At 59.3% G+C, this 3,454-nt stretch carries 3 protein-coding genes and 1 pseudogene; 2 read left to right on the top strand and 2 right to left on the bottom strand.

The window, feature by feature from the left end; all coding sequences use genetic code 11:
• Together GJ633_RS17985 and GJ633_RS17315 are read left to right on the top strand one after the other, a co-directional pair.
• Positions 1 to 444, top strand: a pseudogene (locus GJ633_RS17985) (DoxX family membrane protein); the annotation flags it as partial.
• Positions 445 to 630: 186 nt separating this feature from the next.
• A complete protein-coding gene (locus GJ633_RS17315; protein WP_197431367.1) occupies positions 631 to 870 on the top strand; it encodes an SHOCT domain-containing protein in 240 nt (79 codons plus the stop codon).
• A gap of 366 nt (positions 871 to 1,236) precedes the next feature.
• On the opposite strand, the gene GJ633_RS15130 is transcribed toward GJ633_RS17315, so the two are convergent.
• Both GJ633_RS15130 and GJ633_RS15125 read right to left on the bottom strand, forming a co-directional pair.
• Entirely contained in the window at positions 1,237 to 1,698 is a 462-nt protein-coding gene (locus GJ633_RS15130) for a pyridoxamine 5'-phosphate oxidase family protein (protein ID WP_156589466.1), read from the bottom strand.
• Between the two features lie 56 nt (positions 1,699 to 1,754).
• A complete protein-coding gene (locus GJ633_RS15125; protein ID WP_156589465.1) occupies positions 1,755 to 3,104 on the bottom strand; it encodes a RimK/LysX family protein in 1,350 nt (449 codons plus the stop codon).
• Positions 3,105 to 3,454 lie beyond the last annotated feature (350 nt).

The raw sequence follows: 3,454 nt of genomic DNA, 5'->3' as shown, positions 1-3,454 counted from the left end.
TGGGGTACGCGTTCGCGTACTCCGGATTCACGAAGATCACGGGCGAGTTCGCCGCCGGCGGCTACCTGTCGACGTCGCGGCGACGAACGGCAACCCGCTCGCGGGGATGTTCGCGTGGATGGGGTCGCGCCGTGGTTCGTCGAGTTCGCGAACGTCGCCGTCCCATGGGGCGAGCTGTTCATCGGCCTCGGCCTACTGGTGGGTGCGTTCGTCCGCCTCGCGGCGTTCTTCGGCGCGCTCATGATGCTCATGTTCTACTTCGGGAACTGGGATATGGCGCATGGGTTCATCAACGGGGACTTCGCGTACATGCTCGTGTTCCTCGCGGTCGCCGCGTTCGCGGCGGGCCGCATCCTCGAGCTTGACCAGTACATCGAACAGTACGAAATCGGCGGCGAGGCGCTCGTCGAGCACTACCCGGTCCTCGAATACATTCTCGGCTAGTTACGCCGAGTCCTTTGGAGTACAATAATGCAAAATCCAATTCAAGCACGCGGGATTCGTTCTCTGGGACTCATCGTCGTTGGAGCGTTGTCGCTGGCCGTTGTCGGCGGGATGGCGCTGACCCACGCGACCGTCTCAGATGCAATGATATGAAGGTGGCACGAGGAGGTGTGGATTGGCGGCCACATGGCTGGCTGGAGTGGCTGGGGTTGGGGGATGATGCTGTTCAGTCTCCTAGGGATGGCACTCCTCGTTGCTCTTTCCGTCGATCTCGTCTACTGGATAGCAACTCGATTCCGAACGGCGGGCCGCGCGGAGGACAGCGCACTTACCGTCCTCCAGAAACGGTACGCTCGTGGCGAAATCGACGACGAAGAATTCGACCACCGTCGCGATCGCCTTACGGCCGACGATGGCCGTCACTGACCGGGCTGTCGTTACTCTGTGAGGAGCTTGTCTCAGGCTGGCAGATACCGCTCCTGAGTGATGAATCCGGGGATGTTCAGCACGGACAGGCCGACGACACAGCCGTGAATATCGTCGTGATCTCACTTATCGACAGCTTCTCTGGCGACCTCGATGCCTTGGTGCGTCGCCGTGGATAACCGCGCTGAGAAAGTAGGTGGGGCGGATTCGGCGTCGGTGACGATCGTGACAGTGATCCGCACTAGATCTCTGAGATACGTTTCGCTGATCACAAACCGGAGCCTTTCGCTCTTGCCCAGTCAACGATCCAACCGTCGAACTCGAACGGCTCGACTGTAGACTCCATGCCAATTCCCCTCGGCGGTGTTATTGTGCCGGTGTGTGCCGGCCGGTTATCGTCTCGATTTTGAGTTCGACGATCGTGATCTCGATCTCGTCGATGGCTTCATCGAAGACACGAATCGGCGAGAAGTGACGATTGATATCGGCGGTATCAAACCGTTCATGTTCCGTCTCGGGAAGTTCGACGAGCTGGCCAGTAATGATAATGCTCCAAGAATCCAGCCCACGTGGGTCGTCGGTCGGCTCGGCTCCGTACAGGACGTAACACGCCGTCTCGGTCGTCTTCCAGAACTCCCGTTTTGTGCTTCCTTCGGATATCCCGAGACGGAAATACAAGCTGTCTCCGTCGTAGTAGTGGGCGAGGGGAACCGCATACGCGTCACCGTCGCCGGAGAGCGCGAGGACGCCCGCCTCGGCTGATTGTAGTCGCTCTTCGATCTCCGAATCGTCCATGCCGCTGGTGTAGGCGTATTCTACGTGTTCCATGGGGAATCACCTCCGGGTGGGTCGCGTGACAGGGGAAGCCGGGTAGTGCTCGGGCGTCATTCTTCGGTCACCCGTTGTTCGATATCCACGTGGTAGCCTCGCAGAACGTCCCGTCCCAGAAGCACGGGATAGCTCATGTGGCTTCTGTCCTCGAGACTGGCTGTCGTGGAGTGCCACCGATTGCCGAGTTTAACCTCAAGGTCCACGAGCGGGCGCTTCTGTCTCCCGTTTCGCGTGCCGGATTTCACGCGAATCGTGTCGACGATCGGACCCACCCCGATGGCCGCGGCGAGATCGATGTCGATGCTCGTTCGCTGGGCTCCAGTGTCCGACTTAGCGACCGTGGATTCGATCTTCCGTCCGCCGCTCACAGCCACGTGCTCGGTGTAGCCGACCGTCTCCGGACTCTCTGGCTTCGAATCGATCGAGGGTTTGCAGTCGGGCACGGAGTCGTCGAGTGTTGTGGCGAGCTCCGCGACCCGCGCTGACTCAACGCGTTCCTCCGCCCGCTCGATTGCGAGTCGGGCGATGTACGGTGCGGGACTCACGCCCGTCGCTTCGAAAAAACCCTTGAACCCGGCTGTCGCGTTCACTTCGAGGACGTACCACGTGTCGTCACGCCGCAGCAGATCGACGCCAGCATAATCGAGATCGAGAACGGTCGTCGCCTCTGTCGCGAGGCGAGCGGCATCGTCGGGAAGGTCATCCGAGATCCCCTTGACGTCGCCGCCGAGCGCGACGTTGGTCCGCCATTCATCGGCTGGCGCGTACCGTTTCATAGCACCCACGATGTGATCGTCGACGACGTAGACACGGACATCGAACGGTCGTTCGGCGTCGGTGTCGAGAAACTGCTGGAGGAACGCCCGTCGTCGGGCGATCTGTGGAGAGACGGCCTCGTTCACGTCCACGAGTTCCATCCGGTCGCCGTTCGTCCCGATCGCGGGCTTGTGAACGGTCGGGCCGTCGACAGGATGATCGTCGTTATTGATGGTTTGATGAGCGAAGGCCATGTAGGCGTCCGGAACCGGGAGGCCCGCTGCAGCGAGGGTCGCCGCCGCGCCGTACTTGTGCATCGCCCGCATGACGGTTTCGGGCTTGTTCAGGACGGGGCGTGCGGCGGCATAGCTCGTCGCCACACCGAGGTCATCGAGCGGTTGCGAGGCCTTCGTCGTCAGGAGTCGGTTCGCGACGATATCGACGTCTGGATCGAAGTGGAGCGTCCCGTGTTCCATCCAGGTACGGGTGTTCTCTTCGCGAAGCCAGACTGGCTGATGCCCGAGCGCTCGAACCGCGTTACAGATCGCCTTGGTTTCTTTGCTATTATGAAAACTCAACACCCCGACACGGACGCCCGGAGCTGGCTCCTCTTGAATCGTGCGACTCGTAGCGAAGGCCTCGCTCATATCTATAAACTACGCTCTAAGCTGGGTTAGGTTAGCCCGGTAGTTCTTATTCACCGGGAATCCCCCCTCCACGTGTTCGCTCAAAACCAACAGTGAACTGCCAGAATCATTCGATCGACTCGTATCACTCGTGGAGAGATACATGAGCCCCCAGTCACTGGCTTGTCACTGTGTGGGATATAGACTAATTCACCTCTGTTGAAATCCTCGGAAAGTGATATATTCTAACCCAGTTGGGTCAATACAAGATTTTCAACGCTCAATTATCAGTATCTATTCGTTTTCCATCAACGAGGATCTTATCAGCACCTGTTACCCCGACGACGTGATTCGGAGTCTCAAACTGCAAA

Origin of the sequence: Halorubrum sp. CBA1125, assembly GCF_009742825.1 — an archaeon.
GTDB lineage: Archaea > Halobacteriota > Halobacteria > Halobacteriales > Haloferacaceae > Halorubrum.
This window is presented reverse-complemented; position numbering and strand designations above follow the sequence as displayed.